General features: G+C 60.1%; 11 protein-coding genes. 5 read left to right on the forward strand and 6 right to left on the reverse strand.

Annotated elements, in window-relative coordinates:
* Positions 1-139: 139 nt before the first annotated feature.
* The 3 genes from DFS28_RS25840 to DFS28_RS25850 are packed head-to-tail and all read left to right on the forward strand — an operon-like array spanning position 140 to position 3,704.
* The gene (locus DFS28_RS25840; protein WP_111452002.1) at positions 140-2,041 is read left to right on the forward strand and encodes a sensor histidine kinase; all 1,902 of its coding nucleotides are present in this window, start codon (positions 140-142) and stop codon (positions 2,039-2,041) included.
* Entirely contained in the window at positions 2,038-3,366 is a 1,329-nt protein-coding gene (locus tag DFS28_RS25845; RefSeq protein ID WP_008155247.1) for a sigma-54 dependent transcriptional regulator, read from the forward strand. Before DFS28_RS25840 ends, DFS28_RS25845 begins: the two co-directional genes overlap by 4 nt.
* An 8-nt stretch (positions 3,367-3,374) precedes the next feature.
* Entirely contained in the window at positions 3,375-3,704 is a 330-nt protein-coding gene (locus DFS28_RS25850) for a GlpM family protein (protein ID WP_178082235.1), read from the forward strand.
* Between the two features lie 122 nt (positions 3,705-3,826).
* Here DFS28_RS25850 and DFS28_RS25855 read toward each other — a convergent pair whose 3' ends face one another.
* Both DFS28_RS25855 and DFS28_RS25860 read right to left on the reverse strand, forming a co-directional pair.
* Positions 3,827-4,492, reverse strand: a complete 666-nt coding sequence (locus DFS28_RS25855) for a DsbA family oxidoreductase (protein ID WP_111452004.1) — start codon at positions 4,490-4,492, stop codon at positions 3,827-3,829.
* Positions 4,493-4,614: 122 nt separating this feature from the next.
* Positions 4,615-5,634: an alpha/beta fold hydrolase gene (locus tag DFS28_RS25860; RefSeq protein WP_111452005.1), complete on the reverse strand. Its 1,020-nt coding sequence runs from the start codon at positions 5,632-5,634 to the stop codon at positions 4,615-4,617.
* Between the two features lie 189 nt (positions 5,635-5,823).
* On the opposite strand from DFS28_RS25860, the gene DFS28_RS25865 reads away from it, so the two are divergent.
* Complete coding sequence (locus DFS28_RS25865) at positions 5,824-11,415, forward strand: dermonecrotic toxin domain-containing protein (RefSeq protein ID WP_111452006.1); 5,592 nt, start codon at positions 5,824-5,826, stop codon at positions 11,413-11,415.
* Between the two features lie 60 nt (positions 11,416-11,475).
* On the opposite strand, the gene metE is transcribed toward DFS28_RS25865, so the two are convergent.
* Positions 11,476-13,788 carry a 5-methyltetrahydropteroyltriglutamate--homocysteine S-methyltransferase gene (gene metE, locus DFS28_RS25870; protein ID WP_111452007.1) on the reverse strand — a complete coding sequence of 771 codons (2,313 nt, stop codon included), beginning with the start codon at positions 13,786-13,788 and terminating at the stop codon, positions 11,476-11,478.
* Between the two features lie 119 nt (positions 13,789-13,907).
* Between metE and metR the strand changes: the two genes are divergently transcribed.
* Positions 13,908-14,825, forward strand: a complete 918-nt coding sequence (gene metR, locus DFS28_RS25875; RefSeq protein WP_008155262.1) for a transcriptional regulator MetR — start codon at positions 13,908-13,910, stop codon at positions 14,823-14,825.
* A gap of 124 nt (positions 14,826-14,949) precedes the next feature.
* Here the strand turns inward: metR and DFS28_RS25880 are convergent, their stop codons facing one another.
* Genes DFS28_RS25880 through DFS28_RS25890 form a run of 3 tightly spaced genes read right to left on the reverse strand, consistent with a single transcriptional unit; the run spans position 14,950 to position 16,547 of the window.
* On the reverse strand, positions 14,950-15,447 hold the full coding sequence (locus tag DFS28_RS25880) for a GNAT family N-acetyltransferase (RefSeq protein ID WP_111452008.1): 498 nt from the start codon (positions 15,445-15,447) through the stop codon (positions 14,950-14,952).
* A 2-nt stretch (positions 15,448-15,449) separates the two neighbouring features.
* Positions 15,450-16,088 carry a LysE family translocator gene (locus DFS28_RS25885; protein ID WP_033057445.1) on the reverse strand — a complete coding sequence of 213 codons (639 nt, stop codon included), beginning with the start codon at positions 16,086-16,088 and terminating at the stop codon, positions 15,450-15,452.
* A 24-nt stretch (positions 16,089-16,112) separates the two neighbouring features.
* Positions 16,113-16,547 (reverse strand): NUDIX domain-containing protein, encoded by a 435-nt coding sequence (locus DFS28_RS25890; RefSeq protein WP_111452009.1) that lies wholly within the window; start codon positions 16,545-16,547, stop codon positions 16,113-16,115.
* Between the last annotated feature and the right edge of the window lie 4 nt (positions 16,548-16,551).

The following is a 16,551-nucleotide window of genomic DNA, read 5'->3' on the forward strand; positions in this document are numbered from 1 at the left end:
GGGGATAAATCCCCTCGCCACAGAACCCTCTCACCACAGGCCCCCCTCACCATTAAAGCCCCTCACCACAAAAGCCCGCTCCCACAGGGGCCGGTGGTGGTCTGGAGATTTGTGTTGTGGTTGACCCAAGGCATCTGTGATGAAATGCGACACCAATCTCTATCGCGCCGCGCCGCCATCACTCGCCGTGAAACCCCGTCTGATTCGCCATCTGTTCCTGCCGCCGCTGGTCATCGCCCTGATGATCGGATTGGGTTACCTCGGCTTCTGGGTCAGTGAACACTACGGGATTCGCAGCCTCAGCGAGAACGGCCAGCGTCAACTGGAACTGCACGCCCGCGCCGTCGAGAGCGAGATCAGCAAGTACACCTACCTGCCCAGCCTGCTGGAACTCGAATCCAGCGTTTCGACGCTGTTGGCCGACCCGTCGCCAGAACACCGACAGACGGTCAATGAATACCTCGAAGGCCTGAACCGGCGCAGCCGCAGTCGGGCTATCTACGTGATGGACACCACTGGCCGGGTCATGGCCACCAGTAACTGGCGCGATGTCGACAGTTACCTGGGCGAAGACCTGTCCTTTCGCGCCTATTTCCAGAATGCCGTGCGCGGTCAGCCGGGGCGCTTCTATGGCATCGGCAGCACCAACGGCGAGCCCGGTTATTACCTGGCTCATGGCCTGGAAGAACACGGCAAGATCATTGGCGTCGCGGTGGTCAAGGTCCGCCTGGAAGCCATGGAAGAACGCTGGCAGCGCGCGCGGCTGGAAGCGTTTGTCAGCGATGAAAACAGCATCATCATTCTTTCCAGCGATCCGGCACGGCGCCTGAAATCGGTTGTACCGCTGAGCGACGAGACCAAGGAAAAACTGGCCCGCAGCCTTCAGTACTACTGGTTCCCACTGAACGAACTGCAACCGCTGGCCCGTGAACAACTGGCCGAAGGCGAGGAAAAACTGACCTTCCCCGCCAACAGCGAAGTGGAATCCGATGAAGAGGACATCAGCTACCTCTCGCAAACCCGGCCATTGAGCGATACCCCGTGGAATTTCACCCTGCTCACCCCCCTGCAGGATTTGCGTCGCGAAGCGATCAATCAGGGGATTCTGGTGGCGGTGGCATTTGCCCTCGTGGCGTTCCTGCTGATCGCCTGGAACGAGCGGCGCAAGGTCATTGCCACGCGCCTCGCCGCCCGGGAAGCCTTGCAGGAAGCCAACAATCAACTGGAGCGTCGGATTACCGAACGCACCACCGACCTGCGCGCCAGCAACGAACGGCTCAAGGGCCAGATCCGCGAACGACGTGTGGCTGAAGAGACGCTACGTCGTGCCCAGGATGAACTGGTGCAGGCCGGTAAACTCGCGGCCATCGGCCAGATGTCCACCAGCATCGCCCACGAATTGAACCAGCCACTGGCGGCGTTGCGGACCTTGTCCGGCAACACCGTACGGTTTCTGGAACGTGGTCAACTGGACGTTGCCAGCACCAACCTCAAGACCATCAACGAATTGATCGACCGCATGGGCCGGATCACCGCGAGCCTGCGTTCGTTCGCTCGCCGCGGAGACGACAAAGGTCAGGCCAGCCTCGGCAAAGGGGTGGATGCAGCCTTGCAGCTGCTCGGTGGGCGCGTGGAAAGCGCGCATCTGCACCTGCACCGAGACTTCGCCGATGTGCAGGTGCAGATTGACCAGACCCGTCTGGAGCAGATTCTGGTCAACCTGATCGGCAACGCCCTCGACGCCATGCAGGCACAGCCGCAGCCAGCACTGTGGCTCGAAGGCGAAGAGTACGATGGCAAATATCGCCTTCGTGTACGCGACAACGGCCACGGCATCGACGCCGAAGCGCGCAAGCATTTGTTCGAACCGTTCTTCACCACCAAACCCGGCGAACAGGGCCTGGGCCTTGGCCTGACCCTTTCCGCCAGCCTGGCCGCCGCCACCGGAGGGCACCTGGGTGTCGAGCACCCGGCCAATGGTGGTACCACTTTCGTCCTCAGTTTACCGTTGGTAAGCCCCACTCACGCCGAGCCAATATGAACAACGACCTTAGTGTGCTGATCGTCGAAGACGACCCCCATGTGCTGCTCGGCTGCCAACAGGCGCTGACCCTGGAAGACATTCCCTGCGTGGGCGTCGGCAGCGCCGAAGAAGCGCTGGAGCGGGTCGGCGACAACTTCGCCGGCATCGTCATCAGCGACATCCGCCTGCCGGGCATCGACGGTCTGGAATTGCTGACCCGTCTCAAGGCCCGCGACCGCAGCCTGCCGGTGGTGCTGATCACCGGTCACGGCGACATCTCCATGGCCGTCGGCGCAATGCAGAAAGGCGCCTATGACTTCATGGAGAAACCTTTCTCCCCCGAGCGTCTGGTCGATGTAGCACGCCGTGCGCTGGAGCAACGCAGCCTGGCGCGGGAAGTCTCTTCGTTGCGTCGGCAACTGGCGGAACGGGATTCCCTCGAAGGCCGGATCATCGGCCGCTCGCCCGCCATGCAGAACCTGCGGGAACTGATCGCCAACGTCGCCGATACGTCGGCCAACGTGCTGATCGAAGGCGAAACCGGCACCGGTAAAGAGTTGGTTGCGCGTTGCCTGCACGACTTCAGTCGGCGGCACACCAAGCAGTTCGTCGCGCTGAACTGCGGTGGCCTGCCGGAGAACCTGTTCGAAAGCGAAATCTTCGGCCATGAAGCCAACGCCTTCACCGGCGCCGGCAAGCGCCGGATCGGCAAGATCGAACACGCCGACGGCGGCACGCTGTTCCTCGACGAAGTGGAAAGCATGCCGCTACCGCTGCAAATCAAGCTGCTGCGGGTGTTGCAGGAACGCACCCTGGAACGCCTCGGGTCGAACCAGAGCGTGGCGGTGGATTGCCGGGTGATCGCGGCGACCAAGTCCGATCTGGACGAGTCGAGCAAGGCGGGCGAGTTTCGCAGCGACTTGTATTACCGCTTGAACGTGGTGACCCTCGAATTGCCACCGCTGCGCGAACGCCGCGAAGACATCCTGCAATTGTTCGAGCACTTTCTGCAGCAGTCGTCCCTGCGCTTCGACCGTGCCGTGCCGGACCTGGACAACCAGACCCTGTCGAACCTGATGAGCCACGACTGGCCGGGCAACGTACGCGAACTGCGCAACGTCGCCGAGCGTTTTGCCCTCGGTCTGCCGGCCTTCAAGAAATCCGGCGCCAGCGGCAGCAATCAGGGCCTGGCCTTCGCCGAAGCGGTAGAAGCGTTTGAACGCAACCTGCTGAGCGACGCTTTGCAGCGCAGTGGCGGCAATCTGACCCAGGCCAGTCTGGAACTCGGGATGGCCAAGACCACGCTGTTCGACAAAGTGAAGAAGTACGGGCTGAGCCACTGATGGACCTGATCCTCAAAGCAACCCTGGGCGCAGCCGTGGTGGTGATCCTCGCCGCACTGGCCAAGACCAAAAACTATTACATCGCAGGATTGGTGCCGCTGTTTCCGACCTTTGCGCTGATTGCGCATTACATTGTCGGCAAGGGGCGCTCGCTGGAGGATTTGAAGACCACCATCGTGTTTGGGATGTGGTCGATCATTCCTTACTTCATCTACCTGGCGACGTTGTATGTGATGGTGGACCGGATGCGGCTGGAGGCTTCGCTCGCTGTGGCGGCGGTGGCTTGGTTGATGGCGGCTACGGTGCTGGTTTCGGTTTGGGTTCACTTCCAGAATTGAGCGCAAATCACTGTGGGAGCGAGCCTGCTCGCGAAGGCGGTGTTTCAGTCAACATTAATGCCAGCTGACACTCCCTCTTCGCGAGCAGGCTCGCTCCCACAGTGACCGCGCATGCCACAGGATCAGCTCACCGTACCGCCCTTCGCTTCACTAATGATCTGCCGAATCGCCCCGACAAACGTCTCCACCGGCTGACCGCCACTGACGGCGTATTGTCCGTTGAACACCACCGTTGGCACCGAATTGACGCCTCGCGACAGCCACACCTGCTCTTCTTCGAGAACCTCTTTGGCGAACTCGTCCGACGCCAGAATCGCCTCGGCTCGCGACCGGTCCAGCCCCACGCTTCCGGCGATCTGCGCCAACTGCCCAGGGTCGGACGGATTGCCGCCCTCGGTGAAATACGCCTTGAACAGCGCCTCTTTCAGATTGAACTGCAACCCTTCCAGCCCCGCCCAGAACAGCAAGCGGTGGGCGTCGAAGGTGTTGTAGATGCGACTGTTACCATCCGTGCGAAACGCAAACCCGACCTCGGCGCCGCGCGCGCGGATCATCTCGCGATTCTTCTGGGATTGCTCGGGCGTCGAGCCGTACTTCTCGGTGATGTGTTCGGTGATGTTCTGCCCTTCAGGCCCCATCTTCGGGTTCAGTTCGAACGGCTGGAAACGGATCTCGGCCTGCACCTCGTCACCCAGCAAATCCAGGGCCCGGGTCAGGCTATACAGACCAACGACGCACCAGGGGCAGGACACGTCGCTGACGAAATCGATTTTCAGGGGGGGACTCATCACACACCTCACAGACTGGAACGTGCCGGAAAGTTCGAACGATACACCCGACGAGACCGGGGTGGCAGCCGTTCCACTAACCCCTGTGGGAGCGGGCTTGCTCCCACAGTTGGATTTGGGGGTTACAGGAGGTTGTGTTCCGCCACCGGATCAATCTGCGCCCAATGCGAGGTGTCTTCGCGATGGGCCTGCAAATACGGCAACACCGCTGCCAGCAACGGCGCCTTGAACGCTTCCTGGAATCGATGCGCCAGCCCCGGAATCAGCTTCAACTGACTGCCGCGGATATGCGCCGCCAGATGAACGCCGTGCATGACCGGCAGCAACGGATCAGCAGTGCCGTGAACCACCAGCGTCGGTACGCGCAGTTGATTGAGCAGCGCCACACGACTGCGCTCGGCGAGGATCGCCATGATCTGGCGCTTCACGCCTTCGGGGTTGAACGCCCGGTCATAAGACAGTGCCGCCTGATGCAGTAGCACTTGCCGATCATCGCTCACCGTCGGGCTGCCCAGCGCCGCCAGCAAATCGGCTTGCTGCTCCAGTGCCACCTCGCGATTGGGCGCCCCACGACGCGACAATAGTTGCACCAACGCCGCACTCGGCGCCGGCAAGCCTTCAGCTCCGGAGCTGGTCATGATCAGGGTCAGGCTCTCGACCCGTTGCGGCGCCATCGCCGCCATGTGCTGGGCGATCATCCCGCCCATGCTCGCGCCCAGCACGTGGAACTGCTCGACGTGCAACGCATCCATCAAGCCAAAAGCATCGTCTGCCATATCGGTCAGGGTGTACGGCGCCGACACCGGCAAACCCAGTTTGTAGCGCAGCACTTCGAAGGTCAGGTTGGCATCAGGGGGGGCTTGCCGCCAGGTCGAGAGCCCGACATCGCGATTGTCATAGCGAATCACCCGAAAACCCTGCTGACACAGCGCGACCACCACCTCATCCGGCCAGTGAATCAATTGCCCGCCCAGGCCCATCACCAGCAACAACGCAGGGTCCGAGGCACGGCCGATGCTCTGGTACGCCAGGCTCACCTGTGCCAGCTCGACCCGTTCGGTCGGAACATTGATATCGCAACGAGACGCCGCCAAGGACGGCAGGCCGAACAACAGCGCGGCCAGTAAAAACAAAACACGCATGGAAAACACCGAAACGCAGGACTCCAGTAGAGCGCGAGTCTGATGAAGTTTGTTCAAGCGCGCTGCCACAGTTACGTGACAGTTTGATGAAGTTCGCTGAACGGTCAATGCGATAACTATGTACCACCACCGCCCGAGCCCCTTCGCATTCAATGCCTGCCAACCGTCCACTTTGAAGCCAGGCAAACCATGCTCGAACAACATCACAACACTGACCCAATCACCCTCAGCGATTTTGGCCTCGCACTCGCCACCGTCCCGGCGATGCAGAATGAACATTTGTTCCTCCAGGCCTCGCAGCGCTGGCGAGACAGCCAGCAGCAAATGCTCAAGCTCATGGCGACCTCTCCCAGCGTTCACAGCCTGTTGACGCAAACGCTCAAGCAACAACTGGATCTGGATGGCGAGCGGGTCGGCCTGTTTTTTCCGGCCACCGCCGAGCGCTCTTCGCGCCGTTGCAGCCTGACAGAAGCCTGCGCCTTCCTGCTGCAACAACCGGATCTGGACCCGCGGCATCTCCCCACCTGTCGGGTGACGGGGATCAATCGCAGCCATCGACACTTCGCCACCTCTGCCGTCGAGCTGCTCAAACAACTCAAGGCCCTGGGTCTGAAGCAGCGCCTGACGGACGGCTGGAACACGTACTGGAACGGCCGAGCCAATGGCTCGCCATTATCAAGACGGCACCTGGCCGCCCGGTTGTACCGCACACACGTTGACGCTGCAGGCCAGCTGGCCCTCGCCGAGGGTGCGTTAAGTGCCGAGCAGTTAAAGCCGCTGCTGGCGATCCTCGATCCTGTCGACGGAAAATCCGAAGTGGCAGGCCAGCGAGTCATCGCCGAACAGTTGGCCCTGCAACGCGCTGACAATCGTTTCGCCAAACTTCCTGGTGTGCTGGGCATCAGCCTTTACGGGGGACAATCCACCGAGCAGTTGCTGTATTTGCCCACCCACCGGCCAGCGCTGTTGCACTTCAGTCAGCGCAGCGAGCTGGACAGCTGGCTGATCAGGCATCAACACGAAATCCCCTGGAGTGTCACGACTGACGGTCACAGCGTTGTCGATTACAACAACCCGAGTGCCCCGTTGGAGGTCGGTGCAGCCCAATTGCTGGAGCGTTTGCATGCCATTCAACTGGAAAGCGCATGCACCGGCCTGGGCGACGACATTGCCGAACAGGCGGCCTATGCACTGCTCGCTGTCAATCAAGTCGACGCGCAACGCCGCGCAAAAGGAGGCTTTAGCGAAGCGCCGGACCTCCCCGCACCGGTACAAGAGCAGGACGATCAGGCGCTCGTCCCCTCCTTCCCGCTCGGTAATCCGGGGCACGAATTCTCTTTGTTCGTGCGCAAGGCCGCACTCAGGCAGCAATACAGCGCCATCGAAAACATGCTGAAAAAACACGATCAGGAGACGTTCGACAATCCACAGGTGACAGCGCTCAAGGCCCTGTTTGCATCCCTGGACGAGGCCGACCAGGCCGCCATGACCGCGGCATCCGCCCTGCTGGAGCGCGAGCGCGTTTTCGATACGTCGACGATCAACACTCAATACACCGCACTCTATCAGGCGAGACTCAAGGCCCTGCAAGCCGAGGCCAACATCCAACTCAAGCTGGAGCAGATCGATACCGCCGAACACAAGCTGCTTGAAGCCGTGTTGAAAACCCCTGCCAGCGCCGATCGCTCCGATCAGAGCGCCGCTGCCTTCGTGACCTTATCGGTCAGCAAAACCGGCGACATTAAAACCGTTTCGCAGCGTCAGGAGCTGGAGGGGCTGCTGGTTTTCGCCGACACCGCGACGCTGCAAGACCCGTCCTCGACGCAAAGCCTGTTGCTCTACTGCACCGGTGCTGGCGGAGGCTTGCAACGGTTCGCCAATCGCCGGGAAATGGAGCGTTCCCTGTTCAAACTGCATGCCGCCGACGGGCACGCGGCGTTGCAACTGACCCCGATCGCCACCGACCCTTTCGAGTACAGCTTGCATCAACAAGTTGCGACCTTCGAACGCCGCACAGCCGAGATCCGCCAGCAATACCCTATCGCTTCCCAACCTGCACAACACGCGAACGCACTGGGGCAGTTACGCGAGCAGACGCTTGCCGCCCTGCAGGTGCCCAGCCACCAGAACCGCGACCTCGCTTTCGCACAAATCGTCGAGCAAAACCTGAGCGCACGATTGACCCGCCAGTTCCCCCAATGGCTCACCCAGGCGTCACCGGGTGAACGCTCGCAGCTCAATGCATTGATCGAACGCTATGTACCGGCCTTGCAACGCGCCCACGCGTTACACGAGCTCACTTTGCCACTGGTCAGTGACTTCGCCGCCAAACGCATCGATGCCAGGCTGCGCAAGGATTTCTCACTCCAGCACAGCTTCGCCGTGCAATTGGACCTGCCTGATGCAGTGACATCCGAACAACACTTCACCGTGGCCCCAGGCGCACCGGGAACGCCGACCAAAACCGTGTGGGTCGCCAGCCAAAGCCGCAGCAAACTGTCGATCCATGAACTGGCGCTGCTGAACATCGATGACAGCATCAAGCAGCGCTTGAGCTTCATGCGGGTCGAAGTCACCGCCAGCTCCGATACCGAGCGCGATGCGCTGGTCAAAGGCATCACGCTGTCGTACCTGTACGCCCTCGTGCCGGAACTCGATCTGGCGCGGCACTACGAAGAGCTGATACGCAGCACCTACAGCGGACCTGCGACAGCATCGGCGTTCGAACGTGAATACCATCACGAATGCCTGCTCGAACCCTACCGCTTGCAACTCGCCATTCAGGGACGCTTTGCCTTCCTGCGAGGTGCAATCAACGCCACCGAGTGGCAAATCCTCAACGTCGCGATTGAGGCAGCGACGGCACAGGACTGGTCCGCCAATGGCCAGCAGATCGTACTGCTGCCCGTGTTCTTGAGCGCGGGTGGCAAAGATACGGACTACAAGTCAAACACCCTGTCGGGCATTACCTTCATTGAGGAGAAAACCAGCGGTGTTACGCTGCTGTACCTGCCCGACACCCCGGACGGCGTCTTCCTGCGCCGATACAACAGTCTGGAGCAAGCCCGAAAGGCGTTGTTCGATCTGTGCCTTGGCAGTGAAATGGCCAACTATCTGGCAGAGCGCGCCCTTGATGGCCTAAAGGCGAATCACCTGAGCCGCATCACGCAAGCCTTGCTGAAAAACTTCAATGGGATCATCGCCGTCGGGCGCCCGTGGCCCAAAAGCACTTCATTGCCAGCCCATCTACTGCATGCCGAAATGGGCCGCCTGATCGTGGCTCATCGCAACACTTCACGCTCCAACAGCGAACTGTTTCTGGAGCAATACGCGGTCAAGGGCGAGAAGGTGTTCACCTATTTGAAAATGGCCATTAGCGTCTTGCCCATCATCGGTACCGGTGTCGGCCTCTATGATGCCTGGAACAGCGCCAATCAAGCCGTCGCGGCCTTTCGCAAAGGTAATCACGTGCAAGGCATGGCTGAAATAACCATGGTTTTGCAGGCGTTGATCGATGCAGGCATGGACTTTCTTTCGGGTTTCAGCTTGCGGCTCAGCGCGCTCCGCACACGAACGTTTAATCGCCAGTTGAGCAGGATGTTCAGAGGCACTGACGCTTCGTCCACACCGCTGATATCGGCACGAGAGGCCCGGCATATCGCAGCCCGATTCGCCGGTTATCACTACGAAAAACCTGTTTCCCTGGCGGGCCTTCAACCCGGTACGGACGGCGTTTATCGCAATGTCTATCGACACGCCGACGGTGACTTCATTGTCAGGTACGGAATCATTTACAAGGTGGAATTGCATGATGGGGCCTGGCGGCTGAGCGGGACTCATCTCAAAAGCTATAAACAACCCGTAGCCCTCGATGCCAGCGGGCAATGGAACACTCACTTCGCCGTTTACGGGACTGCCTTCAATGGCGGTCTGGCGGGAGGGGGTGGGGTACAAAGTTACCTGGCCAACAGGCTTGATCCGATCTGGCCGACGGTCATCCGCGAGCGACTGCCGCGTTGGTGGGTCGATCGGGTTTTTCGGCGCCAACAAGCACTGACAGCCAGCACCGATGCCAGGATCGAGCAACTCAGCACCCTGAGCAGGCGCACAAATGAGGCGCTGGAGCGCTACAAAAGCAGCCCACCTCAAACCCAAATGGCACAAATCAAGCACCTGGACGCTACTTGCCTTCAAGAAATAGAACTGGCCAAAACCGGTTACCTGGAACTTGATGAACTGTTGCCATTGAGTCATGGCAACAAGCGGGCAGGTATTAACGACATAAAAAGCCGAATGGCCTGGGTGATAGTGGATCGCTCACTGCACCGGTTGAGGTTTGGCGCCAGGCGCATCGCTCAGCACCTGGAGGAACTCGAAGAATTTGCAAACCAGTCGGATATTCTGCCCAACACAGACTTCAAGCCCATATTGAGCCTTCTGCAACAGCGCAAAAATGCACGGGTAGGGATGGTCAAGGAGCTCGAATTGATCGACGCGACCAGCGCACAGATTGATGAATGGAGCAAACGCATCACCAATGACGCTCAACGAAGAATCGTAGCGACAGAAAAAAACAAAATGGCAGCCGCATTGCTGCCAGAGAACCGGCAGTACCTGAAAACGGGTCAATACTTGCAAGTCGTCAGTCGGTTTGATGCGGTTAATGATGTCTCCTGGTTTTATCTGCAAACCCAGATGGCTGACGCACGGGCCAGGATCGATCGGGTCCTGGCTACCCAGCACAGTCTTCACCAAGTGAACGCCCGCCCCGCGGAACGCACCAGGATTCTTGAAGAGTGTCTGGCGGCCTACGATCAATTTCGCAAGGAGCTGACCGCATGGACGGCCAGCTATCCTCAACATTTCGATCTCACCTATGTCCCGCTGCTCCTGGACGGCATAGAAAAAACCGCCGAACGAGCTCGCCAGGCCATCAGGCAAACATCTGTGCCACGGCCGACCGGGCCTATCGTGAAACAGATCTTTGAAACCGAACAAGGTCAATTGTTGATCGGTGACGTGATCAGCGGCCAGGATCGATTCACGCTCAAGGGCATCGATGGCTATACCGAAAACTGGTTGCCAGGGTTACACGGCAAATACCGTCTGCAGGACAATCCCCTGCGGATCAGCCAACAACATGCCCCCACGGATGTCAGGCCTTTGTTGGCGGAGGCAAAGAGTCGCCTGAACACCCAGGCGGCGTACCAGGACAAGGTCGAAGCCTACGCCAGGCAAAAAATGCTGCCCGTCGACCTTGAACACATGATGCTGACTGAAGCCACCGAGCTTCGCCTGCGCGCCAGCCAGATCGAACGCCTCGACCCCCAGGCCCCTCTCATCGGGCAACTGCGAGAAAAGGCTGCCGAACTGACGCGCAAAGGACAAGACTTGCGCATCCGGCACTCCCTCATCAGCCAGACGCCCACAGAAGGGTATCTGGACTATCTGCTCAAACAGGGCGCGGTGCAGATTCGCAAGAGCGGTGAATTGACCGAGCTCGCACGCCTGAAGGATGGGCGCAGGGACTTCCTGCAGGAATACGAAGTGCTCGACCTGACGCAAACTCCGACACAGCCCCTGTGGTATGCCCATTTTCACTACAACAAGCCCCAACCGCGCTTCGACGAGTTCGTCAGAGCTCATCTCAAAACAGCGCAACAACGCCAGCTCGGCCTGCAATGGCAACAAAAGCAGGCGCAAACCGGTGCGCCGGTCGACTCTATCTGGCGTGGTGAAATCGGCAGGCCGTTAGCCTTGCAGCACTTCCAGAACCTCTGACACCCCGTAATGAAACAGGCCTGCTGATGAAGTAACCATTCAGTAGGCCTGTGCCCTGACCTATGCCAACTGCCCCCTCAACTGCCGCGCCGCCGCCACCATGTTCACCAACGCCGCCTCAGTCTCCGGCCAAGCCCGGGTCTTCAGCCCGCAATCGGGGTTCACCCACAACCGCTCAGCCGGAATACGCTTCACGGCTTTGCTCATCAATTTCACCATTTCCGCCGTGTCCGGCACCCGTGGCGAGTGGATGTCATACACGCCCGGCCCGATGTCATTCGGGTAGTCGAAGGCCTCGAAAGCCTCCAGCAATTCCATGTCCGAGCGCGAGGTTTCGATGGTGATCACATCGGCGTCCATCGCCGCGATGGACTGGATCACGTCGTTGAATTCGCTGTAGCACATGTGGGTGTGGATCTGGGTTTCGTCCCGCACACCGGAGGCGCTCAAGCGGAACGCTTCTACCGCCCAGTCAAGGTATTCCTGCCATTGCGCACGGCGCAGCGGCAAGCCTTCACGGAAGGCGGCTTCGTCGATCTGCACGATCTTGATACCGGCAGCTTCCAGATCCACCACTTCGTCACGCAGGGCCAGCGCCAGTTGCTGCGCCTGGATTTTGCGCGAGACGTCTTCACGCGGGAACGACCACATCAGCATGGTCACGGGACCGGTGAGCATGCCTTTCATAACCTTGTCGGTCAGGCTTTGCGCATAGGTGATCCAGTCGACCGTCATAGCGTTCGGCCGACTCAGGTCACCATAGATGATCGCCGGTTTCACACAGCGCGAACCGTAGCTTTGCACCCAGCCAAAACGGGTGAACAGGTAGCCGTCCAGTTGCTCGGCGAAGTACTCGACCATGTCGTTGCGTTCGGCTTCACCGTGAACCAGCACGTCCAGCCCCAGGCGTTCCTGGACTTGCACGGCATGGCGGATTTCGCTGTGCATGGCGTCGGTGTAATCGTTGGCCGACAGCTTGCCTTGCTTGAACGCCTGGCGTGCCAGACGAATCGAACCGGTCTGCGGGAACGAGCCGATGGTGGTGGTCGGGAAGGCCGGCAGTTTCAATCGCGCACGTTGCTGCTCGATGCGTTTGGCGAATGGCGAGTGCCGTTGGCTGTCCTTGTCACTGATGGCGCTTATCCGGGCCTGCACCTCGGCTTTGTGGATACGCGGCGACTCGGCGCGACTGGCCTGAATCGTACGGCTTTCGGCGAGGGCGGCTTGCACCTTGGGTGATTGCGGGTCGTTCAGGGCATCGCGCAGCACGGCGATTTCACCGCACTTCTGCACGGCAAATGCCAGCCAGCTTTTCAGTTCCGGGTCGAGTTTGTCTTCGCGATCCAGATCCACCGGGCTGTGCAGCAGCGAGCAGGAACTGCTGACCCACAGGTTGTCGCCAAAGCGTTCCTGGGCCGGTTGCAGTTGCGCGAGCACTTGCTCCAGTTCGCAGCGCCAGACGTTGCGACCGTTGACCAGGCCCACTGAGAGAATCTTGTAGGTCGGCAGACGGTCCAGCACCTGGCCGAGTTGATCCGGGGCGCGCACGGCATCGATGTGCAGGCCTTGTACTGGCAGGCTGACCGCCAGGCCGAGGTTGTCTTCCAGACCGCTGAAGTAAGTCGCCACCAGTTTTTTCAGCGGCGAATATTGAAGGATGTGATAGGCGCGCTCGAAAGCGTTTTTCCACGCCTGTGGCAGGTCAAGGGTCAGGATCGGCTCGTCGATCTGCACCCATTCCACGCCCTGAGCGGCGAGGCGGCCGAGGATTTCGCCGTAGATCGGCAGCAGGCGTTCCAGCAGGTCGAGTTTGTCGAAGTCATTGCCTTTGGCTTTGCCCAGCCACAGGTAAGTCAGTGGACCGATGATCACCGGCTTGACGTTGTGGCCGAGGGCCTTAGCTTCGTCGACTTCGTCGAACAGCTGTTCCCAGCTCAGTTTGAATTGTTGATCAGCGCTGAACTCCGGGACCAGGTAGTGGTAGTTGGTGTCGAACCATTTGGTCAGTTCCTGGGCGTATTGCGCTTTGCTGTGTTCGCCGCCGCAGCAGGCCGTCGTGGCGCCACGGGCCATGGCGAACAGGGTGTCGAGGGTTGGCAGGCCGCGCGAGTCCCTGGCGCTGGCGAAACGCTCGGGGATCACACCGAAGGTCAAGGAATGGGTCAGGACCTGGTCGTACCAGGCGAAGTCGCCCACGGGCAGCAGGTCGATGCCGGCGTCTTTCTGCAATTGCCAATGGGTGGCGCGCAATTGGCGCCCGACGCTTTTCAGCGCGTCCTGATCCAGATCGCCCTTCCAATAGGATTCGAGGGCTTTTTTCAGTTCGCGGTCAGCGCCGATGCGCGGAAAACCCAGTGTGTGTGCCAAGGCCATGTGAAATTGCTCCCTCTAAAAGTTGCTGTAAAACATGGCGCTATTGTCGACAGCCAACCCAACATGAGACAAACTCAACCTTTTCGTGTTGATCACAAGTTTTCCTCATGGAGCCCCCGGTGCTTGAAATCCGTCACCTGAAGACCCTGCACGCGTTGCGCGAAGCCGATAGCCTGGTGGATGCGGCCGACCGCTTGCACCTGACGCAGTCGGCCCTGTCCCACCAGTTCAAGGAACTGGAGGAGCGCATGGGCATGCCGTTGTTCGTGCGCAAGACCAAACCGGTGCGCTTCACCAGCGCCGGTTTGCGTCTGCTGCAACTGGCCGACGCCACTCTGCCGTTGCTGCGCGGCGCTGAACGCGATATCGCGCGGCTGGCCGGTGGCACTGCCGGGCGTTTGCACATGGCGATCGAGTGCCACAGTTGCTTTCAGTGGCTGATGCCGACCATCGACCAGTTCCGCGATGCCTGGCCGGAAGTCGAGCTGGACCTGGCCTCAGGGTTCTCATTCGCCCCGCTGCCTGCCCTGGCCCGTGGCGATCTGGATTTGGTGGTGACCTCCGACCCGCTGGAACTGGCCGGGATCACTTACGTGCCGTTGTTCACCTATGAAGCGATGCTCGCGGTCGCCAATCAGCACCGTTTGGCGAGCAAGGCCTACATCGTCCCGGAAGATTTGCTCACCGAAACGCTGATCACCTACCCGGTGGAGCGTGATCGGCTGGACATCTTCACCCGTTTCCTCGAACCGGCCGATATCGAACCGGCTCAGGTCCGCACGTCGGAACTGACGGTGATGATGATGCAATTGGTGGCCAGCGGCCGCGGCGTGTGCGGCATGCCCCATTGGGCGCTGCATGAATACAGCTCACGGGGTTATGTGAAGGCCAAGCGGCTGGGCGAGAAAGGTTTGTTTGCGACGCTGTACGCGGGGATTCGCGCCGACATGCTGGATGCGCCGTACATGCGCGACTTCCTGCTGACGGCCAAGGACACGTCGTTCTCGACGCTGGATGGCGTCAGCGCGGTTCGCTAGAGCCTGACGCCGATCAAAATGTGGGAGCGGGCTTGCTCGCGAATACGGTGTATCAGTCAACATTATTGTTGAATTTGACACCGCTTTCGCGAGCAAGCCCGCTCCCACAGGGATTGCGGTGGATTCAGAGTTCGCGCCACATGTGGATTTTGTCGAAGTAGTCTTCGCCAACGCGTACCGCCAAAGGTTCGAGGCCAAACTGGATGAAACCGCAACGCTGGTACAACTTAAACGCGGCCTCATTACCAGCGGTGACGGTCAGCTGGATCAGCCTCAGACCTTTATGGTCCTGCGCTTCAGCCAGGGCAGCCTGCACCAGGTGATAACCGACCCCGCGTTGCCGGACCTTGCCCGATACGTACATGCCAAACAATGTCGCCTTGTGCCGGGCCTTTTCCCGAGGCTCGAAGGCCAGGCCAACGATGCCCGCCAACTCACCGCCTTCGAACGCGCCGAATACCACGTCCAGCTTGCTGCTCAGGCGTGATTCCCACCAACTCAGCGGCATCACGGCGCGTTCGCGCACGCTGGAGGTAAACGCCTGGGGATGCAGGTCATAGGCTTCGAGCATCAGCGCCCGATAATCCAGAGCATGACTGGCATCAAGCCGTTCAATCCACATGTTCAAGCCATCCGTCGTTGTTCCAGCATCAGTCGCACTGCCAGCGCCGACAGCACGAACCCCATGAAATAGCGCTGCACCGCCAGCCAGGACGGGTTGTTGACGAACCAGGAGGCGATGCCCGCGGCGAACAGCGCGATCAGCAGATTGACGCTGAAACTGACGCTGATCTGAGTCAGCCCCAGCGTGATGCTTTGAGTGAACACCGAGCCATGCTCAGGCGTAATGAACTGCGGAAACACCGACAAATAAAACACGGCGATCTTCGGGTTCAGGGCGCTGGTCAGAAAACCCATGGTGATCAGTTTGCGCGACGAGTCCGGCGGCAACTGCTGCGCTTCGAACGGTGAACGCGCACCCGGTTTGACGGCTTGCCACGCCAACCACATCAGGTACAGCGCGCCGGCCCACTTCAGCACTTCGTAGGCCATCGGCACCGCCAGAAACACCGCGGTCAAACCGGCAGCGGCCGCGAACAGGTGCACGAAAAACCCCGCGACCACACCGAGCAACGAGGTCACACCGGCCTTGCGGCCCTGGCAGATCGAACGGGAGATCAGGTAAATCATGTTCGGCCCCGGCGTCAGCACCATCAGCAACGCGGCAGCGGCGAAAATCAGCAAGTCTTGAAGCGGGATCATGGGCAGTCCTTTGTCCGGGAATAATCAGGCAGTTTCGGTTAACAAGGCTCGATAAAACGGCAGGATCAGGTCCCGTGTCAATGGCGCCAGCGTGACATTGCCGTCAGTGGCCGGGTCGATCCAGCGCACCTCTTCGATTTCCGCCGCCGGCGATACGTCTGAATCGATGGTCAGCTGAAAGAGTTCGGCCTGGACGGTAAAACCCGGCTCATTGGCGGCCGGTGCCGAGAATTGCCCGAGATAAGTGGCGTGTGCCGGATCGATGACCAGGCCCAATTCTTCTTCCAGTTCACGGGCCAGCGCCTGGACCGGTTGCTCATGGGCTTCGATCTTGCCCCCCGGCTGCATGAACGCTTCGGTGCTGCGCTTGCGGACCAACAGCGTGCGACCGTCCGGGCCGATCAACAGGGCAGCGGCGATGCGGATGAGGCGGGGTGAAGCAGCGGATGACAGCGTCATGGAT

It is taken from the genome of Pseudomonas sp. 478 (genome assembly GCF_003254125.1).
Classification (GTDB): domain Bacteria; phylum Pseudomonadota; class Gammaproteobacteria; order Pseudomonadales; family Pseudomonadaceae; genus Aquipseudomonas.

Coding starts and splice junctions, on each gene's coding strand:
- DFS28_RS25890 (WP_111452009.1), bottom strand. CDS start 16,547: ATGACGCTGTCATCCGCTGCTTCACCCCGCCTCATCCGCATCGCCGCT.
- DFS28_RS25845 (WP_008155247.1), top strand. CDS start 2,038: ATGAACAACGACCTTAGTGTGCTGATCGTCGAAGACGACCCCCATGTG.
- DFS28_RS25860 (WP_111452005.1), bottom strand. CDS start 5,634: ATGCGTGTTTTGTTTTTACTGGCCGCGCTGTTGTTCGGCCTGCCGTCC.
- DFS28_RS25880 (WP_111452008.1), bottom strand. CDS start 15,447: ATGTGGATTGAACGGCTTGATGCCAGTCATGCTCTGGATTATCGGGCG.
- metE (WP_111452007.1), bottom strand. CDS start 13,788: ATGGCCTTGGCACACACACTGGGTTTTCCGCGCATCGGCGCTGACCGC.
- DFS28_RS25840 (WP_111452002.1), top strand. CDS start 140: ATGAAATGCGACACCAATCTCTATCGCGCCGCGCCGCCATCACTCGCC.
- DFS28_RS25885 (WP_033057445.1), bottom strand. CDS start 16,088: ATGATCCCGCTTCAAGACTTGCTGATTTTCGCCGCTGCCGCGTTGCTG.
- DFS28_RS25865 (WP_111452006.1), top strand. CDS start 5,824: ATGCTCGAACAACATCACAACACTGACCCAATCACCCTCAGCGATTTT.
- DFS28_RS25855 (WP_111452004.1), bottom strand. CDS start 4,492: ATGAGTCCCCCCCTGAAAATCGATTTCGTCAGCGACGTGTCCTGCCCC.